Genomic DNA, 18,308 nt, shown 5'->3' with positions numbered 1-18,308 from the left:
CCTCGCCGGGCGGCGCGGGCGGCGTCAGCGGCCCGGCGCCACCGTCTGGAAGCCGTCCGCGAGCAGCGCCGCGAGGTCCATGTACGCGCCGCGGGTCGCCGACGACACCTGGTCGTAGTGGATCGTGCCGCCCATGTAGAGCTGCTGGTCGTAGGGGATCCGGATCACGTGGGTGCACAGCTGCCGGAAGTAGTCCACCAGCGTGTTCATGTTGATCCCGACGGCCTTCGGCGCGTCCATGGTGATCACCACGACGGCGTCCCGCACCAGGTGCGGATAGCCCTGCGCGTACACCTCGTCCAGCGTCTTGGCGGCACGCCGGGCGGCGTCGAAGCGCGGCGCGGCCACGACGACCAGCCGGTCGGTGTGGGCCAGCGTGCCCTTCATGGCGGAGTGCTTCATGCCGGTGCCGCTGTCGGTGATGACGATGTCGAAGGCCCGGGTGAGGATGTCCTGCGCGGTGCGGTACTGCTCCTCGTCGAACAGCTCGCTGATGTCCGGGTTCTGTTCGCTGGCCGCCACCATCAGCCGGTCGGCCTGGCCGAGGTACTGGTGGATCTGGAGCGGGTCGGTCAGTCCCGGCCCGCCCGCCTCGCGCCGCAGGCGGTCGGCATTGACCAGGTCCCGCACGGTCGGCATGATCCGCTCGCCCAGCAGCCGGTCGGCGAGCGTGCCGGCGTGCGGGTTGGCGTCGATCGCGACCGTGCGGTCGGCCCGGTAGCGGGCGAAGGTGAGGCCCAGCATGGCGGAGGTCGTCGTCTTGCCGACGCCGCCCTTGATGCTGGAGACACTGATCCGGTACGGCCGCACGACGGGCGTCTGCAACCGGGCGAGCCGCTGCTGCTCGGGCCCGGAGACCCGGCCGCCCTTGCGCCGCAGGAACCCGCGGCGGGCATCGCCGCCGGTGACGTAGGGGTTGGCGGGCGCGGAGTGCGGCGGGCCCTGCGCACCCGACGCGGGCAGCACCGTCCCGTCGGGCAGCGGAGCGGGCGCGGGAGCGGTCGCCCCGTACGGCTGGGCGGTCGCGTAACCGTCGGGAGTCGCGTACCCGTCCGGAGTCGCGTACCCCTCCGGAGTCGCGTACCCCTCCGGAGTCGCGTACCCGTCCGGAGTCGCGTACGGCTGGGCCGTCGCGTACGGCGGCGCTGTGCCGTCGGGCAGCGGGGCGGGGGTGGGCGCGGGGGCGGTGGAGCCGTCCGGCAGCGGCACCGGTGCGGGACCGGGCGCGGGCGGCGTGTGCGGCGCGACGGGCGGAATGTGGGGTGCGGCGACGGGCGGCCCGGCCGGCGGCGTGACAGGGGCCGGGGCCACGGGAGCCGGCGTCGTCTGAGCCGGAGTCACCTGGGCACGCGTCGCGGGGGCGTGCGTCATGGGGTCCGGTGCGGTCGGAGCCGATGGCGCGGGGCCGTGTTCCGCCGGGACCGGGGCCGGCAGCGGTGGGAGCATGCGGGCGTGGGTCGGGGGCAGCTCGTCCTCGTCATGGTCGGCGGCCGACGACGCGCCGAAGGCGCTGTTCTCGGACACGCTGTTCTCCCCCACCGTTCAGTGCCCGCCCGGCCCCCGAACCGTCAGCAGGTCCACCGGACTAGTCCTTCGGAGTGTACAAGGACAACAGTCGGCGGCTGACGGTCTGCGGCCGGGTGGGCTTACCCGTCGCGTACTTGACCAGCATCTCTTCCAGGATCGCCGTGAGGTTCGTCCCCTCGACCTCGGCGCGCGCGTGGGCCATGGCCAGGTAGCGCGCCGGGAAGCGGTTGACGACCGGCACCTTGCGGGCGTTCTCCGGCGGGAGCTCCGTGGGGACCTCCGGCCGTTTGGCGCCCTGCCGCTTGGGTGCCTGGCTCAGTTCGTTGCGCCGGCGTCGGCGCAGGACGCCGAGCGCTTCCTCCTCGGTGATCGGGCCCCGGTTCGGGGTCCATTCGAGGGGCTCGAGCTCCCCGGGCAGCGCGACCTCTTCGTCCACCCCTTCGGGGCGGCGGGTCAGTGCGGCCTTCGACGTCACCATCCGCCGACGATGGGACCGCCGCGGAATATCCGAAGTGCTCATCGCCTCTCCAGCAAATGATCGACGACTCGGGGCGGACGCTCTGCTTACTCGAGCGTCATATCACTGTGTACAGACACTACCCCATGGCATTCAGCACAGTCATGCCATGGCTTCCTCACAGGTCCCCCACGACATTCACCTGACCCAAAACCGCCTTTCCGTCCCCGAGTTCCGTCCAGAACTGATCGTCGGCGTCCGGCGCCGCGAGGTTCACGTCGAAGCAGATACCCAGCAGACACGAACTCCCGACGCCCGGTAGGAACCATTCCGGCGGCACCGCACCGGGCAGGTCGCCGAACAGCCAGGGGTACCCGGCCAGGTCCACGGCCAGCCCCTGTTCGCGTACCCGCACGCTGAGGAGCGGCACCTCCGATATCTCGGTCATCTCGTCGCCGTGCGGGCGGGTGAATCCCCACACGCCCGACAGGTAGTCCAGGTCGCTCCGCATCGCCGGTCCGCCACTCGCGCCCGCCCGGCACATCTCCCGGTCGTGGGCCACGAACAGACCCCGGGGCAGGGACAGCAACAGCGACGCCCCGGCCGGATCGAATGCGTCCGTTATTCGCGCGGACCATTCGCACTTCCTGACATCCAAGGTCAGGGATCCCCGGGTCTTTCCGCGTACGGCATTCTCTCGCTTCACGGCCTGCTCCCCCGAACAACGCTCTCAGTGGCGCAGCGGTTACAGCTGCAACTCTCGTCTCCAGCAGCCATCATGTCAGCCGGACGGACTCACTGAGTCACCGTTCCGACACAGCCCGATCCTGACTGTGCATCAACAAGAAAAGGCCTCCGCGGAGTTCACAGACCGAGCGAGGAACGCCGTCCCAGATCGTCCCGGCGGCGCCGCGCCGCCTCCAGTTCGCGCCGCGCGCCGGGCACCTTCAGCCAGGTCCGCACCACCGCTTCGCCGATCCGCTCCCCCTCCTGGGGATCAGCGACCCGGGCCCAGCAGTAGTGCGCGTTGCCGGCGTTCTCGCGGACCTGGGCGCTGCGGTCGCCGGAGACCTCCAGCCAGGCCGCCGTGATGTCCAGGTACAGCTCGGCCGCGCGGCCCCAGTCGTGGGCGAGGGTGCTGATGTGCGCGCGGACCGCGCGGGCCTGGAGGACGTGCGGGTGCGTGGCGCCGAACAGCAGGCCGGCCTCGCGCTCCAGGTCGGCGGCGAGCGTCATGGCGGCCTCGATCCGCCCGCTCTCCCCCGCCTCGGAGATCCGCGCCAGCCGTTCCCGGAACCGCTCGGGCGGCTGCGGGGTCTGCACGACGTCCGACCACTGCGGGTTGAGCACGATGGTCTCGGTGCGCGGGCCGCGCGGCGGGGCGGGGCTGGCCAGCAGGGAGAGGGTGGACGGCGCCGTCGACGACGTCCCGTCGGCGCCCCCGGCCGACGCCTCCGCCTCGGCGTCCTCCTCGACCGTCCCGTCCGGGTGGATGACCAACGGCCAGGTCTCGCCGTCCGGTTCGAACGCCAGGGCGCGCAGCGGCCGGCCCTGTCGGGCCGCCATGCCGATGGCGGTCCGCATCACGGCGGCCCGTACGGCGGCGAGGTCACCGGCGGCGTCGGGCACCACCACGGGCACCCCGCCGACGCTCGCCCGGCCGTCCGCGTACACCACGATCGCCAGCTGTGGCGGTGCCGGATCGGCGGCGCCGGGCCGCACGGCCGGGTCGCTCATCGAGAGCCCCTCTCGTGACTCGTCCCGCCAGGCAAGGTGTACCGGCATGGGCGGTGGGAATCGGTTCGTGAAAGACGGTTCCCGCCATGGTAGAGCGACCTCGCGACAGTACACTGTGTATTGACACTGGCGAGGGGGACAGATGAGCAACGCAAGCGCCGCGGGGATGACCGCGTGGGTGGGGCTGGCCGTCCAGGCCGTCGGCCCGACGGGTGACCGCCCGTACGACGACTGGCTGGCGGAGGTCGAGCGGACCGCCGTCGACCTCTGGCTGATGTCGGCTCCGGGTGGCTCGACCGCGCTCCAGGCGGAGGCGCTGTCCTCCTGTCTGCCGGTCGCGGGGGTCCTGACGCAGGCGCACGTGGACGGCGGACAGGCGCGGGCCCGGCTCGTGCTGCGGGTGCCCGACGGGGAGGGCGGCGACAGCCGGGAGCACACCTTCTTCACCGAGGAGCTGGCCCACCGCAGGGCGCGCGAGGTGCTGGAGCGAGCGCAGGCGCTCATCGGCAAGGGCGTGCGTCTGCTGCTGTCCACGGGCGGCTCCGGCGAGCAGCGCGTGCTGCACGTCAGCGACACGGGTGAGCGCGAGCGCGGCGGCGGGGTCTGGGGCGAGCAGGGCGGTGGGGCCTCCCCCGCGCGGCCGGCCCGGCCGGAGGGGGCGACGGCGGCCCCACAGCCCGCCGTGCACCAGCCCTCCGCACCCGAACCGGCCGCGCACCAGCCTTCCGTTCACGAACCGGCCGCGCACCAGGCGCATGAGCCCGTGGTCCGTGAGCCCGTCGTCGAGGCGGGGCGGGGCGTGGGGGCCTCGGCGGAGCATCAGCGGCCCGTCGCGCAGCCGGTCGCGCCGGCCCCGGCGCCCGAGCCGGCCCCCGAGATCGTGGCCGAGGCGCCCGCCCCGCCGCAGGCGGGGGCGGTCACCTGGGAGGAGGGCTCGGTCAAGGTCTGGCGGAACATCGACCGCTCGTGGCCGAAGGAGTACCGCACCTCGTGCCTGCTCTCGCTGCGTGAGCGGGTGCGGGTCGACGAGCGGGGGCTGGTGCTCAACCTCGACCAGCTGATCGACCTGGCCCAGCAGCTGCCCGACCCGGACACCCCCCGGGGCAAGGACATCGCCGCCCGCTACCCCTCCTGACGGAGGTTCAGGGCGTCAGGACCGGCGCGCCTGCCGTATCCGGCGGACGGCGCGCCGGCCGCGCTCCTCACCCCGTGCCCACAGCACCAGCGCCCCGCTGAGCAGGGCGCCGAGCAGGCCGGCCCGGCCGCCCAGGGCGGCGTAGGCGAGGGCGCCGCCGGCCGAGGAGGCGAGGAAGGTCCAGGCGACGGTGCGCCAGCGGGCCGTGCGCGGCGGGTAGGTGTAGACGGCCACCACGCTGCCGAGCGCGAGCGCGCAGGTGGCCACCAGGGCCTGCGCGTAGTACAGCTGCCAGGCGACGATCAGCGACGCCTGCTGGCGCAGGAGCGTCACCCAGATCAGGAGCGCGAAGACGACCTTGACGTGCTCCATGACCCGGGACGAGCCGGAGGGCAGCAGCCGGCTCCACCGGGAACCGGCCGACGCCGCCTGAGCCTTCTTCTTGCCTTGGCCCGTGCCCTTGCCCTGGCCCGTTCCCCGGCTCCCGCGCTTGTCGCCGCCCTTGCCCGTGCCCTTGGGTCTCGTCCTCGCCGCCACGGTCACCGCCCTCTCACGCCCCGTCCAGGGTCACCGACGTGACGACCCAGCCGACCTCTTCCTGCTCCAGCTCCAGGTCGAGCCGCAGGGCCTCGCTGTCCTCGCCGGTGTTCATCACCACGGACACCTTGACCTTGCCCGCCTCCACGTCCGCCGCGCCGGGGTCGCTGACCGACGTCACGGTGACGCTGTCACCGATCTTCGACAGGTGCTTGTCCCAGTCAGCGGACAGCTGCGCGCTCACCTTGTCCGAGGCGTCGGAGGCGAGCCGCGGCAGCCCGGGGACGAAGGAGTCGGGCGAGTTCGAGTCGGGGTCGTACTTGATGTACACCCCCGCGAAGGCCTGCGCCACCTCCTGCGGCGAGGACTGGGGGGTGAGCGCTCCGCCGTACCCGCCGATCATCGAGGCGGGCCGCGGCACGTAGAGCGGGGCCAGCGGGCGGGCCGCCGGGGCGGCGGCCTTGGCCGCCTCGGCGGCCGCTTCCTCGCTCGCGCGGGTCCGGCCGGCGATGTTGTTCAGCACGAGTCCGAGGACGAACAGCGTGATGAAGAGCGCGGCGAGCTTCCTGCCCCGGTGACTCATGAGGAACCTCCGCCGCTACCGCTGTTGTTCGGGGTGCCGGTGTCGATGCCGGCCGCCAGCCGCACGTTCTGCAGGGCCTGTTCGACCTGCGAGGCGGGCGCCTGCATGTTGGCCAGCACGCCCCGCAGCTCGTTGAGCGCCGTGGACATCGTGGTGGCGACCGGGATCTCCTGGGCCAGCGACTCGACGCGCTGGAGGAAGTCCATGCGGTCGCGCGGCGCGCTCAGGTCCTGCGAGACGGTGCCGATCTCACTGGCCACCCGCGAGACGACCTCGACCCGGATCGGCGCGTTGGCGGGCAGGCCGACGGCGTCGATACGGTCCGGCAGGCCGTGCTGCTGGACCAGGTTCGCCGCCGTCATCCGGGCCGCCTCGGTGTGCGGTCCGCCCGAGTCGATCTGCACCTGGAGGGCGCGCAGGGCGACACCGGCCGCGTGGTGCTGGTCGATGTTCTGCGCACCGTGGTACAGGTCCAGGACGCGGTCCAGGTTGGCCGCCGCGGTCTGGTGGTTCATGCCGCTCTCCCGCATCAGGTCGGTGCCGCTGGACACCGGGCGGACCCGGCGCTCGGCGTCGACGCCGCCGTTGGGGCTCTGACGCAGGTTGTTGGCGTGCAGCGGGTCGTCGGGGTGACGGTAGCCGGTGCGCGGGTCGTGCAGCTGGTCGAAGTACTCGCGTTCCATGGCCGCCGCGCCCGCCGCGTCGCCGTTGTTGCGGCGCCAGGCGATGGCGTCCGTCGCCGCCTTGTGGACGGGGTCGTGGACGGCCCGGTGGCGCTGCATCCGCAGGCCCGCCTGGGCCGCCTCGCTGTTGCGGACGACGCTGTCCCTGCCGCGCTCCTCCGCGCGCTGCTGGTCGGCCTCGTAGCCGGACTTGCCGGCTTCCTTGGCGCCACCGAGCTTGTCCATGGCGGAACGGGTGCGCCGGCCGAGGTTGGGCGCGTTCTTCATCAGGCCCTGGCCGGCCGCCTTGAAGCGTTCGCCCGCGGTGAGCTTGGTGCCGTTCATGGCGGCCGCGGCGGCGGCGCCCTTGGCGCCCGCGACCATACTGGCGCCGCCGGTGGCGACCGCGAGGCCGGCGGTGCCGGCGAGCTGCGCGGTCTGCTTGGCGAGGTTGGAGCCGACGCCGACGATGGCGTCGCCGGCGTTCTTGTCGCCCATCGCCATGCCGGACAGGGCGCGCATCGCGGGTTTGGCGTAGACGCCGAGCAGGACGGTCATCAGGGCGCAGGTGAGGATCTTCAGCAGCCAGCCCTGGTCGCCGCCGGGGGCGAGGATCAGGGTGTCCATGTAGGTGACGATCACCAGGCCGAGGCCCCAGCCGCACTGGCGGAAGACGTTGGTCAGGAACAGCTCGCCCAGCTTGATCGCCGCGACCCGGGAGGGACCGGGGAAGATGCCCAGCAGCAGGTAGAACGGCGCGAAGATCATCAGTGTGAACACACCGAGCTTGGCGGCCAGCAGCATCGCGCAGATGAAGTAGACGGACGAGTTGATGATGATGCCGCCCATGACGCTCATCGCGGCGGCGGAGAGCCGGGCGGTGAAGTCGTTGCCGCTGGCGATGTTGATGACGTTCAGGTCCTTGGGGTCGACCTGCCGCTTGTCCTCACCGGCGATCCAGGACCAGTTGGAGCTGTCCTCACCGCCGTAGCACATACGGAAGTTTTGCTGCTCGTTCTCGCGGCAGAGGTCGTTGGCCCACAGCTTGAGGAACGGCACCCTGTCGACGTAGTCCTTGTCCCAGGCCATGCTGCCGCTCTTGGAGCCGCCGCCGACCTGGTCGCTGTTGCCGTTCCAGGCGACGACGGCGTTGAGGACCTTCACGCCGTCCTCGTCGATCTTGCCTTCCGCGGTCGTCCCGACGAACTGGGCGTTGAGCATCGACGGGCCCCACTTGGTGGCGGCCTCGGCGTCGTTGCCCACCTGGCCGTAGAGCCATGGTGTGTACACCAGGGGCACCCATAGCGCGTCCTGGATGCAGGAGGCGGCGCTGGCCTCCTTCTTCTGGTTGCACAGGGTTGTGTTGTCGGCGCCGCCGGTGGCCGGGAGTTCCGTCAGCGACTGGTATCCCGTCGCCGTCACTTCGCCGACGACGCTGTTGATCTTCGAGCCCGCGGCGGTCGGATTCGCGTCGAACCAGAAGAACAGACCGGTGATCAGCAGCATCCAGCCGAAGCCTTTGAGCACCGCGGTGACCCGCCCGTTCGGCCCCAGGTTCTTCATGCCCAGATAGATGCCGCCGAGCGCGCCGACCAGCCCGAGGAAGGGCGCGGCCACGTCGGACATGGCACCGGCGACGTTGGCGATGGGCGTCTGGAGGAAGCTGAACGGGTCCTTGCCGAAGGACCAGCTGATCAGCGCCATGGTGAACAGGGCGAACAGCTTCGACATGTTGAAGATGCCGTTCGGCAGGAACAGGCCCCAGCGGTTCACGGAGAAGCAGCTGGGCGTCCAGCCGAACGCCTCCCACGTCAGGCCCGACATGCCGTACCGGTGGAACGACGGCTTCGGTCCGTCGTAGGGCTCGTCGGGCTTCGGGATGTAGGTCGCCAGCTCGGACGCGGGAACGCTCCGGTCGATCTGGTCGGTGCCGAGGAAGGACTCCAGGCCGGACGTACGGCTCTGCGGGGTCGGCACGTCCATCGGGCCGCAGATGGCGGCGAGGTCGTCGGCGATCGCGAACGACGGTGTCGCCATGGTGAACCACAGGGTGAACGCCGCCAGCAGGGTCAGCAGCACTCCCGACACACGGCGCCTGAGCACGCGTATCCGCGCGCGACGCTCACGCTTGCTCGGCCGGGGACTCTTCGAGGCCGGGACGTCACGGAAGGACGTCAACCGGGTACGGGCCTCAGCGGTCGAGGCGATGGCCATGCGGATCCCCCGTGGCTCCTAGGACTTTCACCCGATGTGTATATACGCTAAAGACGTTAGCACGCGGCTCCGACAGAGCTGTCGTGCTTTCAGGGTCGTATGAGGTCGACGTAGTGACAGGGGGCAGACGATGGGGTACGACCCCCGCGGACGGGGCGACGTGCCGTCGATCCACCAGAGCGCGCTCGAGAACCTGCGCCGCGGCACCAAACCCGTACTCGTCTTCCTCGGCGCGGTGTTCGGCCTGATGGCGCTCTTCGTGGGCGGGGGCCTGATCATCACGCAGCAGACCATGCCCGCGCCGCCCGCCGACTCGGGATCCGCGGCCGGAGCCGGCGCGGGCGCCACGGCCGGAGCCGGCGCGGGAACCGCGTCCGCCGGCCCCCAGCCGACGGCCTCCGCGGCCGTCCAGGCCCGGCGGGCCGTGCTCGTCGCCTTCCTGACCGACGCCGTACGGAAGAACGGCACGCGCTGGTTCCCCGGCGCCTCCGCCGAGACCGACGGCCTCACCTACACCCCGCTGTCGCCCGGCGATCCCGGGGCGGACCGGCCCGACGGACTGGCCCGGGTCCCGTACCACGGCCTGCCGACGGCCGACACGGACAAGGTGCTCACCGCGGTGTCCCGCGGCGGCGCCGTGGACCCCGCCGGTCTCACGGTCACCGCGTCCACCGACACCGAGCAGGGCTGGACGGTCCGCTTCACCGTCAGGGTGCGCGCAGCCACCGGCGCCCCGCTCACCGGCGAGGCGGAGGGCTACACCACGCCGTCCGGGGCACCGGTGATCATCCGCCTGGTCTACCCGAAGAATCAGACCGACCCCCAGGGCTGACCCCCGGCCCCGAAGACAACTCCCCGGACGCGAAACGGAGACAGCGTGCTGAAGGCAAGGCGAACCAAGGGTGCGGTGCTCGTCGCCGTGACGGCACTGGCACTGGCCGGCTGCGGAGGCGGCGACAGTGGCGGAGGGGGCGGCGACGGCAAGGACACGCCGTCGGCCTCCGCGACCGCGCAGGCCGACCCGTTCCAGAAGGCGCCCTGGCGCCTCCAGGTCGTCAACCTCCTGACCGCGCTGCGCACCCCGCAGGACGGCAAGTACCGCTCGTGGATGTCGGACGATCCCAAGCAGTGGACCGACTACTTCACCTACACGCCCCGCGAGGAGGGCGACCCCGGCTGGTCCAACCGCAGCAACGACGGGGCCTCGGTCGTCTACCCGGCGAAGATGGACCCCGCCGAGAAGAAGGCCTTCTTCAGCGCGATCACCCGCAACAACACGGTCGAGGCATCCACCCTGACGGTCGTCGACGCGGGGGACGAGACGGTCGCGGGCGACAACCAATTCAAGTTCACCTTCAAGGTCAAAACCAGTGACGGCAAGTGGCTCACGGGCATGGCCATCGGCAGCCCGGGCACCTCGGCGGACAACGGACACATCACCCGCCTCAGCTACGACCTGAACCAGTCGTAGTCCCCGGTCCGTCCCCGCCGGCGACCCGGCGGGGACGGATCCGCCCAGGGTGGGCGGACGGGCCCGCTCCCGGTGCGGGCGGGCGGACCCGCTCGCGGTGGGGGCGGAGCCGCCCCGCTCACACCCCGAGCAGCGCCTCCGGCGGCACGGGATCGTCGTCCTCGTTCGAACCGTTGCCGCCCGGTCCGCCCTTCTTCGCCTCCATCTCCCGGCGCGCGCCGGCCGCCTCCTCGCCGAAGATCTCGGCGATGATGCGGGCCATCTTGTCCGGGTCCTTCTCCGGGTTCGTGTCGAAGATGTCCAGCACGAAGTCGTGGATGAACTCGACCTTGACCCGGGCGAGTTTGCCCGTGCGGTCCTTGAAGACGCAGACACCCTTGCCGCTGGAGCTCAGCGACAGGATCGTGCCCACGTTGGCGTCGTTGACCTCGGCGCCGAGGAACTCGCAGGTCTTGATCGCCTCCTCCTTCGACGTCGTGCCGAAGGCCCACACACCGGTGACGAAGCTGGAGTCGAAGTCGCCCGCGGACTGCGAGATCAGCCGCAGGAAGGTGTTGCGGGAACGGCCCAGACGCTTGATGCGGTCCACCAGGGTCCGGGCGCGCGGGTTGTCCTTGCTGGTGTGCCACTCGTCCCAGGTGATCGCCTTGGGGATCGCCGGGTCGAGGGTGGCCATGATGTTCCAGGTGTTGTCCGCCATCAGACCCGAGATCACGTCGGACAACAGCTCGCGCTCCGACATCATCTCCGGCGGCTTGCCCGGGTCCGGCATCTGGAGGCCGAGCGTGCAGAAGATCACGGTGTAGCCGACGGGGATGCGGAACGGCCGCGGGGAGCGGCCGAAGACCAGCTGGCCCAGCTTGGTGCGGGACACCTCGCGGTAGCGGCGCGCGGGCGGACCGGAGAACTGCCGGCAGCGCTCCTGGTTGATGTTGGTCGGCGAGGGCGGCAGCTTCTCCCAGGCCTCCAGGATCTCCACGACCCGCATCAGGTAGGTGGAGCCGTCGCCCTCGTTGATGGCCGCGCCGACGGCCTGGCGGATCACGTCGCCGAAGTCGCTGCCGTTCTGGCCGGCCAGCAGGTCGGGCACGAGCCGCAGCAGCGTCTCGCGCATCAGCTGCGCCGCGTCCTCCGGGGTCTCCGCCTGGGCGGCCGGGTCGAGCATGCCCGCCTCGGCGTCGTAGACGTTGACACAGATGATCTTGTCGGGGTTGAGGCCCAGGTCGGCGGCGTACTTCTTCAGCACCAGGTAGTCGCCCTTGGGGTCCCACACCACCTGGGTGATGCCGCGCAGCGCGTCCTCCCAGACCGGCTTCAGGCCGCGGCTGACGGTCTTGCCGCCGCCGGGGTCGCCGGGCACGCCCTCGGTCGGGGCGAGCTGCGACTGCGTCGCGTACAGCATGTGGTCGACGAAGACCGGCTCGGCGGGCTGGCCGCCGGCGCCGATGGTGTAGCCCTGGTAGAGGCCCTCGCCGTCGCCCACCGAGGGCGAGATGTGCGGCATGCCGGAGGCGAGGTAGTCCAGCGGGACGCGCCGGATGTAGTCGGTGTCCAGGGGGCGGCCGCCGGGCAGCGACTCGTAGAAGAAGAACTTCTGGTGCGTGGGCGGCGCGTCCACCGTGTAGCCGGCCTCGCGCATCGCGCGCACGAAGTCACGGGCGTTCTCCCGCAGCCGGTCCTTGTCGGTGTCGGAGACGCCGAACAGGGCGCGCATCCGGATGAACGGCGTGCGGTGGTGGTCGACCATGTACTTCATCTGCGTGGCCAGCTCACGCTTCTGGTGGTACGTCAGGTCGGTGGAGACGCCCGCCTCCTTGTCGTTGAAGAACTGCTCCTCGACGTTGCGCAGCGCCTTGTCGGCGTCCTTGCGGGTGTCGTTCAGCTCCTGGATCTCGAAGCCGATCGACTGCACGATCGGGAACGGCAGCGCGTCGGTGCGGTGCAGCCACAGCGTGCCGGGGAAGCTGATCTCCTCCGGGCCCAGCGAGAAGGCGAACCAGATCTGGTACGAGGTGCCGGTGACCGTCTCGTGGCGCAGGCACTTGTAGTCGTACTTGCCGATCCGCCCGAGGGGCTCGCGGGTCACCTCGCCGCCGCACAGGGCCTGGAGCTCGCCCGGCCCGTAGCGCTGCGGGGCCACCGCCGAGGGGTCGGGGGCGTGCAGCCCGGGATGCGTGAGGTGCAGCAGCAGCATCTCCGCCTCCTGCCGGCCCACGGGCTGGCAGCGCAGCGGGGAGCCGGCCAGGGTGTTGCGGACGTCGCCGGCCTGGTCGTGCCACACCTCGATCTCGTCGAGGGGCGGCATCTCGTCGTCCAGCTCCAGCGGCTTGCGCATCTGCTCGAAGGCGCGCTGGAGCCGTCCCCAGGCGCCGTTGTAGGAGGCGCGGTCGCCGAGCCGTACGACGAGATAGACCCGCTTGATGGGCCAGACCGCGTCGTTGATGCGGTCGCGGGTGTCGGCGAGCAGGCCGGGCCAGCCCGGGGCCGGGATGCCCTGGCGCTGGGTGCGCTCGTCCAGCCGCTGCGCCCACATGTCGGCGTTGAACGGGAACTCGGTGGTGATCAGACGCGTCTGGTGGGCCGCCCCGCGGGGCAGGCCGGACAGACCCGCGTACACCTGGGCGAGGCCGGCCCGCTTGTCCAGCGGGCTCATCAGCTCCCAGCTGCGGGTGGGGACGCTGACCAGGGTGTACGCCCCGTCGGCGTCCAGCAGGATCGAATCGTCCAGGTACCGGTAGCCGATGCGGGACGGCGCCTGGTAACCGTCCGGGATGAGACGGGAGACGACGTTCTTCACCTGTCAGGCCTTCCGTGTGCTGGTCGGCTGCCGCTGTTCCAGCGCTTCCGGGGACGGGGTGACGGAGTGCCACCCGTTGGGCAGGGGCGTGCGGGGGGCGAGGCCCGGCAGCAGGTCGGGCTTGGCCCGCCACAGCGTGATCCGGTAGGCCCGGGGGCCGTGACCCTTGCGCACCGGCACGCCCTTGCGGTGCACGGGGTCGTCCATCCAGTCGCGGAACTGCGCCCGCACCAGCCCGAAGATGCCGAGGTTGTGGCGGATCGGACGGCGGGAGGCGGCCACCGCGAAGACGGGCGGCACGAAGAGCACGAAGAGATAGGGGACGCCCTTCGGAGCGCTCATGCCGAACAGATGCGCCACGACCTTGATCGGCGGCGCGAAGATCATGTTGTACGCCAGGACCCACACGAAGAAGGTGAGGGCGAAGATCTTGATGTCGTCGACGAACAGGCCTTCCTTGAGCGGAATGTTCGCCTTGCCGACCTTGCGCAGCGCCTTCTTGACCTTGAACGCCTCGGTGTAGTCCCGCAGGGTCACGGACTCGTCGCTCATCGCACCTCACCCCTCCCAGTGGTCACGGCGCAAACGACCGGTGCCGGGCGGTCGCGAGGACCGCCCGGCCGGGTTGTCGGATCAGGAACTCAGGATCGGGTCCCAGAGGTTGGTCTTGATGAAGTCGCCGCCCTCGTCGAGCAGCGTCTTCGGGTCGTCGACGATCATGAAGGTGAAGCTGCCGATCAGCAGGATGGTGACGACGACCATCCACTTGCGCTGCGCCTGCGTGAAGAACGCGGCGACGACGGCGAACACCACCGTGGCGGCCAGGATGGCCTTGCCGATGCTGCTGGTCTTCGTGGTGATCTGGTTGGAGTCCGCGAGGTAGACGTGCATGTCGGCCGCGTTGGCCAGGAGCTGCTGGCTCAGCATGATGGGTTTCCTGTTCCTCTTCTGCGTGACGCGCATGGAGCTACGTACTCGCGCGAGCTGATCGTATATACACAACCTGGATGCGGCATCCGAGTTCCCCCCGTTGGGGCCGCCCGTCCCGCGATCTCTCACTATGTATAGACGGTTCTCATGGAGTAGCGGATGCGCTGGGCGACGGCTGTTGCACGTCTGTCGATGTTGTTGCACTGGGGTAAGGAGCGGGACTCTGCGAGTACATTCCGCCCGTCCCCTGTGACGGCTGGACGTTGGGCAGCTGGTCACCGCCCACGGTGCCGACGGCCGGCGTGGGGTCGGAGGCGAAGTACCACTGGCCGTTCTTCTTCACGATGGCCACCTGGTACGTCGACAGCTGGGCCGCCTTGCCGTCGGTGCCCAGCAGCGTCGTGGTGAAGGTGACCGTACGGCGGTTGGGGTCCTGTCCCTTGTCCGCGACCGGGACGTACACGGTCTCCACCGTCGGGCGTCCGCCCTCTCCGGAGCCGGTGTAGGCGCCGCCGAGGCCGAAGGAGACGGTGCCGGGCAGCAGGTAGCGGTTCAGGTTCACGGTGTCGCTCTGCACCCAGGCGGCGAGGAACGGCGGCAGCAGGTCGGTGCGGAGGGTCTCGGACAGCGCGGCGTCGTTGGACTTGCCGCTCGAGGTGCTCTGCGGCGGCGACGTCAGTCCCGCGCACGGCACGTAGACGGGCGCGGCCGTCAGTCCGAAGGCGGTCGCCCCACCACGCTTGACCATGAACAGCGGCACGGCGACACACCGCCAGGAGCCGTCCTGCACCTGCACGGTGCCCCGTACGACGCCCCGGTTGGCGTCGGTGACCTCGACCTCGTCGCTCATCACCAGGTCGATGACGGTCTGCTTGCCCTGCCCGTTCCAACCGAGCTGCTGGTCCAGCCCGTTGATGGCGTACGGCTCCAGCGCGCGGGAACGTTCGTCGGCGTGCTCGGTGTCGTACGTGGCGAAGATCTTCACCAGCGGCGCCGACCACATGACGGCGGCCCCGTGGGGGAAGTTCTGCGCGGAGGCCTTCACCCGGGCGTCCACGGCCGCGTCCACCTGCGCCTTGCTCGCCTTGCCGTTGATCTTGGCGAACAGGAACAGCAGCAGGAAGACGGCGAACAGGCCCAGCAGGCGGCGCACCAGGATGCCGCGGCGCGGGCCGGCCCACATCTGCGCCGAGGAGACGTTCGAGCGGTCGCCGGCCGACGAGGACGTCTTGGGCTTGGCGAAGGGGTTGTGGAACCAGCCGTTGCCCGTCGGGGCCTCGGTCTGCTTGCCCTTCTTGCCCTTCTTGCCGGTGGGCTCGGCGGGCTCCGGGGAGCGCTGCTCGTCGAGTCGCTGCCCCGTCAGAACTGCTTGGCCGGAGACCTGTTGCCGAGGGGCCCCGTGCCCGTTGGCCGAGGCTGCGGCACCACCCGGCGCCGAACCGGCCGCGTCCAGCCACGGGTTGGGCGGGGCGGGCGGGTCGGCGGGCTTCTTGCGGCGGAACGGATTGCGGGAACGCCCGCCGCTGTCTCCGCCGTTGCGGATCAGCATCTCCTCCGTCAGCGCCGGCACCTGCTGCCGGCCCTGCGGCTGCCCGCCGGGCTGCTGCCCGGCGGCTCCGCCATACTGCGGAGCATCGCCCTGAGGCGGCACTGCCACGGCTCCCCCTTCCGCTGACACCAGGCCACATGTATAGACACAAGTACTATACCGAGAGTGTCCGCTCAGCGTATAGACACCAAGGACACCGACACCGTATGGGGGCCCGGGGGTTCCCGCGTGCCTCTTCTCCGGCCCGCCGAACGGCGGGCACGCGCCGACCGGTGGGCCGTTCTCCCTGGCCAGAGGCGGTGGGCGACGGTAAATCGGAGGCCGGGGAAGCGCCCGCTGGACAGCGTCGTCCGTTACCGGAGCGAGCCCCGATCACCACAGGAACCCCATGACACGCCTCAGCGAGTCCGTGGCGCGCGCCCTCCAAATCCTCCGTCAGGACCGGTCCTCGGACAAGGCCGTAGCGGCTCCGCCGGCCGGGACCAGCGCGAGACGGCGGCTCGACCTGTCACGAGGGCCGGCGGACGGCCACCCTGGCGGAGTCCGATCTCATCCGGTCGCTGCACGAGGCCGTGACCGGCGCCCTCGCCTCGGCGGGCCTCACCGCCGTCCCGGACCGCGTCCACCTCGAGGCCGGCCGCAGAGTGGCCCGGATCGGCGGGCTGTGGAGCCTTCCGGGACCCTCAGGAGTTCCACGTCTCGTCGTACGGATCCCTGGGCGCCTCCACCGGGGTCGCCGTGCCGACCTCGATGAACGGGATCGGACCGCCGTTGACCGGGTCACCGGCGCGCCGGGCCGTGTAGGTGCCGGTGATCCGCAGCCAGGTGTCCGGCTGGAGCACCGGGGGGACTCGGCCGGTCAGGCCGACCTTGACCGGCTGGGCGTCGGCCGCGCAGCAGCTGAGGGCCATGCGGACCAGGTAGGGGGTGCCCTCCCGGTCCACGGCGAGGAACCCGGTGAGCTCGATCCGGCGGCCGGCGAGGCCGCGTCCCTGGTCGTAGACCGCGCGGCCCGCGTAGTCGGCCACGCTCAGCCGCAGCGGGCCGGCGGGCGGCAGCGCCGCGAAGGCGGGCGGCTCCTGGAGCGCCGTACCGGTACGGGTCGCGCTGTAGGAACCGAGCGCGGGCGGCGCGACGAGGATCAGCGCGAGCAAGGGCAGCAGCAACAGCCAGGCGACGCGGGGCTCACGGTGGGAGTGGCCGGCGGGTGCGCTCACACCGGGCTCGTCTCCCCCGGCCGGAGCGAGGGCGTCGGGCTCGTCCCGCTCGGCCCGGGCGTCGGCGCCGTGCTCGTGCCGCCCGCTCGGGCCCGCCGCGCCGCGCTCCTCCCGCCCGCTCGAGGACGTCGTGCCGCGCTCGTACCAGGCCGTTGCCGCCGCTGTCACGATCAGTACCGCGCCCGCCGCCAGTACCAGCGGTTGCAGGCCGGACTTGACGTAGCGCAGGTAGAGGTCGGTGGCGCCGGCGTGCAGGAGGGCCGCGCCGAGCAGGAACAGGACCGCCGCCTGTGCCTGGCGGTTCACAGCAGCACCGCCCCGGTCAGCACCGACACCGTGACGGCGAGGACGAAGGTGGCGGGGGCGAAGCGCAGCGCGAAGGCACGGCCGAAGGTGCCGGCCTGCATCGCGAACAGCTTCAGGTCGATCATCGGGCCGACCACCAGGAAGGTGAGCCGGGCCGTCAGCGAGAACTGGGTCAGCGAGGCCGCGACGAACGCGTCCGCCTCCGAGCAGATCGACAGCACCACGGCCAGGACGGCCAGCGCCAGGACCGCCAGCACCGGGTTGTCGGCCGCCGTGCGCAGCCAGCTCTCCGGGGCGACGGCCTTCAGGGTCGCCGCGGCCATCGCGCCCACCACCAGGAAGCCGCCCGCGTGCATCACGTCGTGCCGCACCGAGTTCCAGAACGCCGCGCCCTTGCCGCGCCCCTCGTGCGGTGTGTGCGCGGGAAGGCGCAGCCAGTCCGTGCGGCCCAGGCGTTGCCAGAGCCAGCCCATCGCACAGGCCACCAGCAGGCTCGCGACGAACCGGGCCAGCACCATCTCGGGGTCGCCGGGGAAGGCGACCGCCGTCGCCGTCAGCACGATCGGGTTGATCGCCGGGGCGGAGAGCAGGAAGGCGAGCGCGGCGGCGGGGGTGACGCCCCGGCGGACCAGCGCGCCGGCCACCGGCACGGACGCGCACTCGCAGCCCGGCAGCACCGCGCCCGCCGCCCCCGCCACCGGCACGGCCAGCGCGGGCCGGGCGGGCAGGGCGCGGGCGAAGAACGACGGGGGGACGTAGACGGCGATCGCCGCCGACAGCAGGACACCCAGCACCAGGAACGGCAGCGCCTGCACGACCACCGCCACGAACACCGTCGTCCAGCTCTGCATCACCGGCGCGGACAGGGCGCGGCGCAGCAGCCCCTGCGCCAGCACCATGAGGACCAGGACGAGGGTCAGGACGAGGGGCGAGGTGAGACGGCGGGGTTCGGGGGGCCGCGCGGGCCCGCTCTCCCGGCCCGGTGCTCCCCCCTCGTGCCGGTCCGCTTCGGCGACGGCCACGGGCACGACACCTGTTGAGTCCATCGGCTCCCCCTCCCTCCCCTCCCATACGGCCGGACGACGGCCGGTGTTCAGCCCACCGCTGGAACCACCCGTCTCACTGGGGCAGTCTTCTCCCTCGTGGGGAGCGTTCCGAATCAGGGTCCGCCGCCGGGCGGCGCCGG

The 18,308-nt window shown here is 71.5% G+C and carries 16 protein-coding genes; 3 read left to right on the top strand and 13 right to left on the bottom strand.

Going from position 1 to position 18,308, the window contains the following annotated elements; all coding sequences use genetic code 11:
• Positions 1–24: 24 nt before the first annotated feature.
• The 4 genes from ALMP_RS04920 to ALMP_RS04905 form a co-directional block, all read right to left on the bottom strand.
• Positions 25–1,524: a MinD/ParA family protein gene (locus ALMP_RS04920; RefSeq protein ID WP_264924952.1), complete on the bottom strand. Its 1,500-nt coding sequence runs from the start codon at positions 1,522–1,524 to the stop codon at positions 25–27.
• A 61-nt stretch (positions 1,525–1,585) separates the two neighbouring features.
• Positions 1,586–2,005 carry a hypothetical protein gene (locus ALMP_RS04915; RefSeq protein ID WP_264924951.1) on the bottom strand — a complete coding sequence of 140 codons (420 nt, stop codon included), beginning with the start codon at positions 2,003–2,005 and terminating at the stop codon, positions 1,586–1,588.
• A 157-nt stretch (positions 2,006–2,162) separates the two neighbouring features.
• A complete protein-coding gene (locus tag ALMP_RS04910; protein ID WP_264924950.1) occupies positions 2,163–2,690 on the bottom strand; it encodes a hypothetical protein in 528 nt (175 codons plus the stop codon).
• A 158-nt stretch (positions 2,691–2,848) separates the two neighbouring features.
• A complete protein-coding gene (locus ALMP_RS04905) occupies positions 2,849–3,721 on the bottom strand; it encodes a hypothetical protein (RefSeq protein ID WP_264924949.1) in 873 nt (290 codons plus the stop codon).
• Between the two features lie 142 nt (positions 3,722–3,863).
• Here ALMP_RS04905 and ALMP_RS04900 point away from each other — a divergent pair, with 142 nt between their 5' ends.
• Positions 3,864–4,856, top strand: a complete 993-nt coding sequence (locus ALMP_RS04900) for a hypothetical protein (RefSeq protein WP_264924948.1) — start codon at positions 3,864–3,866, stop codon at positions 4,854–4,856.
• 15 nt (positions 4,857–4,871) lie between these two features.
• On the opposite strand, the gene ALMP_RS04895 is transcribed toward ALMP_RS04900, so the two are convergent.
• The 3 genes from ALMP_RS04895 to ALMP_RS04885 are packed head-to-tail and all read right to left on the bottom strand — an operon-like array spanning position 4,872 to position 8,741.
• A complete protein-coding gene (locus ALMP_RS04895; RefSeq protein ID WP_264924947.1) occupies positions 4,872–5,393 on the bottom strand; it encodes a hypothetical protein in 522 nt (173 codons plus the stop codon).
• Positions 5,394–5,406: 13 nt separating this feature from the next.
• The gene (locus tag ALMP_RS04890; protein WP_264924946.1) at positions 5,407–5,976 is read right to left on the bottom strand and encodes a hypothetical protein; all 570 of its coding nucleotides are present in this window, start codon (positions 5,974–5,976) and stop codon (positions 5,407–5,409) included.
• Positions 5,973–8,741 carry a hypothetical protein gene (locus tag ALMP_RS04885; RefSeq protein WP_264924945.1) on the bottom strand — a complete coding sequence of 923 codons (2,769 nt, stop codon included), beginning with the start codon at positions 8,739–8,741 and terminating at the stop codon, positions 5,973–5,975. Before ALMP_RS04885 ends, ALMP_RS04890 begins: the two co-directional genes overlap by 4 nt.
• 241 nt (positions 8,742–8,982) lie before the next feature.
• Between ALMP_RS04885 and ALMP_RS04880 the strand changes: the two genes are divergently transcribed.
• Both ALMP_RS04880 and ALMP_RS04875 read left to right on the top strand, forming a co-directional pair.
• Positions 8,983–9,684, top strand: a complete 702-nt coding sequence (locus ALMP_RS04880; RefSeq protein ID WP_264924944.1) for a hypothetical protein — start codon at positions 8,983–8,985, stop codon at positions 9,682–9,684.
• Positions 9,685–9,729: 45 nt separating this feature from the next.
• Positions 9,730–10,323 (top strand): hypothetical protein, encoded by a 594-nt coding sequence (locus ALMP_RS04875; protein ID WP_264924943.1) that lies wholly within the window; start codon positions 9,730–9,732, stop codon positions 10,321–10,323.
• A gap of 118 nt (positions 10,324–10,441) precedes the next feature.
• Here the strand turns inward: ALMP_RS04875 and ALMP_RS04870 are convergent, their stop codons facing one another.
• From ALMP_RS04870 to ALMP_RS04845, 6 genes are all read right to left on the bottom strand, one after another.
• The gene (locus tag ALMP_RS04870) at positions 10,442–13,120 is read right to left on the bottom strand and encodes an ATP-binding protein (protein WP_264924942.1); all 2,679 of its coding nucleotides are present in this window, start codon (positions 13,118–13,120) and stop codon (positions 10,442–10,444) included.
• A gap of 3 nt (positions 13,121–13,123) precedes the next feature.
• Positions 13,124–13,672, bottom strand: coding sequence for a hypothetical protein (locus ALMP_RS04865; RefSeq protein WP_264924941.1), 549 nt, complete (start codon positions 13,670–13,672; stop codon positions 13,124–13,126).
• 81 nt (positions 13,673–13,753) lie between these two features.
• Complete coding sequence (locus ALMP_RS04860; protein WP_264924940.1) at positions 13,754–14,047, bottom strand: TcpD family membrane protein; 294 nt, start codon at positions 14,045–14,047, stop codon at positions 13,754–13,756.
• 148 nt (positions 14,048–14,195) lie between these two features.
• Complete coding sequence (locus tag ALMP_RS04855; RefSeq protein ID WP_264924939.1) at positions 14,196–15,707, bottom strand: conjugal transfer protein; 1,512 nt, start codon at positions 15,705–15,707, stop codon at positions 14,196–14,198.
• Between the two features lie 575 nt (positions 15,708–16,282).
• Positions 16,283–17,122 (bottom strand): TIGR03943 family putative permease subunit, encoded by an 840-nt coding sequence (locus ALMP_RS04850; RefSeq protein ID WP_264924938.1) that lies wholly within the window; start codon positions 17,120–17,122, stop codon positions 16,283–16,285.
• Positions 17,119–18,168: a permease gene (locus ALMP_RS04845; RefSeq protein WP_264924937.1), complete on the bottom strand. Its 1,050-nt coding sequence runs from the start codon at positions 18,166–18,168 to the stop codon at positions 17,119–17,121. Before ALMP_RS04845 ends, ALMP_RS04850 begins: the two co-directional genes overlap by 4 nt.
• Positions 18,169–18,308 lie beyond the last annotated feature (140 nt).

It is taken from the genome of Streptomyces sp. A012304, from assembly GCF_026008495.1.
GTDB lineage: Bacteria > Actinomycetota > Actinomycetes > Streptomycetales > Streptomycetaceae > Streptomyces.
The sequence above is the reverse complement of the archived record's forward strand: the minus strand, read 5'-3'. Positions and strand labels throughout refer to the sequence as shown.

Excerpts from the sequence above, each read along its gene's own strand:
- ALMP_RS04890 (WP_264924946.1), bottom strand. The coding sequence starts at position 5,976 with ATGAGTCACCGGGGCAGGAAGCTCGCCGCGCTCTTCATCACGCTGTTC.
- ALMP_RS04905 (WP_264924949.1), bottom strand. The coding sequence starts at position 3,721 with ATGAGCGACCCGGCCGTGCGGCCCGGCGCCGCCGATCCGGCACCGCCA.
- ALMP_RS04900 (WP_264924948.1), top strand. The coding sequence starts at position 3,864 with ATGAGCAACGCAAGCGCCGCGGGGATGACCGCGTGGGTGGGGCTGGCC.
- ALMP_RS04915 (WP_264924951.1), bottom strand. The coding sequence starts at position 2,005 with ATGGTGACGTCGAAGGCCGCACTGACCCGCCGCCCCGAAGGGGTGGAC.
- ALMP_RS04880 (WP_264924944.1), top strand. The coding sequence starts at position 8,983 with ATGGGGTACGACCCCCGCGGACGGGGCGACGTGCCGTCGATCCACCAG.
- ALMP_RS04865 (WP_264924941.1), bottom strand. The coding sequence starts at position 13,672 with ATGAGCGACGAGTCCGTGACCCTGCGGGACTACACCGAGGCGTTCAAG.
- ALMP_RS04860 (WP_264924940.1), bottom strand. The coding sequence starts at position 14,047 with ATGCTGAGCCAGCAGCTCCTGGCCAACGCGGCCGACATGCACGTCTAC.
- ALMP_RS04845 (WP_264924937.1), bottom strand. The coding sequence starts at position 18,168 with ATGGACTCAACAGGTGTCGTGCCCGTGGCCGTCGCCGAAGCGGACCGG.